The sequence below is a fragment of the Mycobacterium sp. genome (genome assembly GCF_008709575.1).
Lineage (GTDB): Bacteria > Actinomycetota > Actinomycetes > Mycobacteriales > Mycobacteriaceae > Mycobacterium.
The window spans coordinates 1-512 of record NZ_VYIK01000566.1 but is presented as its reverse complement, the minus strand read 5'-3'; the positions used below and the strand labels follow the sequence as shown (position 1 = coordinate 512).

At 64.8% G+C, this 512-nt stretch carries 2 pseudogenes; both read left to right on the top strand.

The features are described 5' to 3' along the window. A pseudogene (locus F6Q13_RS20175) lies at window positions 1-281 on the top strand (nitrite/sulfite reductase); the annotation flags it as partial. 2 nt (window positions 282-283) lie between these two features. Continuing rightward, a pseudogene (locus F6Q13_RS20170) lies at window positions 284-512 on the top strand (phosphoadenosine phosphosulfate reductase); the annotation flags it as partial.

The window sequence follows — 512 nt, the reverse complement described above, 5'->3', positions numbered from 1 at the left end:
GCCCGAACTCGTGCGCCCGCATTCAGGTGGCCGACATCGGCTTTAAGGGCCAGATGGTCGACGACGGCCACGGCGGCTCGGTCGAGGGCTTCCAGGTGCATCTGGGCGGCAGTCTTGGCCTGGACAGCGGCTTCGGCCGCAAGCTGCGCCAGCACAAGGTCACCAGCGACGAGCTCGGCGCCTATATCGATCGGGTGGTGCATAAATTTGTCGAGCAGCGTGAAGACGGCGAATCCTTCGCGCGGTGGGCGATGCGGGCTGACGAAGCGGAGCTGCGGTGACAATGGGAGGAAGGACGTTTACCGAGCAGGAGTTGCGCGATTTGGCCGAGCGGGGCGCCAAAGACCTCGACGGTGCCAGCGCGATCGACCTGTTGCGCTGGACCGATGAGAACTTCGGTGGCCTCGATGGTTCTTTCGACCAGGCCGCCTGCCGCTATGTGGTCGCGTCGAACATGCAGGACGCTGTGCTGGTGGATCTGGCTGCGAGAGTGCGTCCGGGCGTGCCAATCC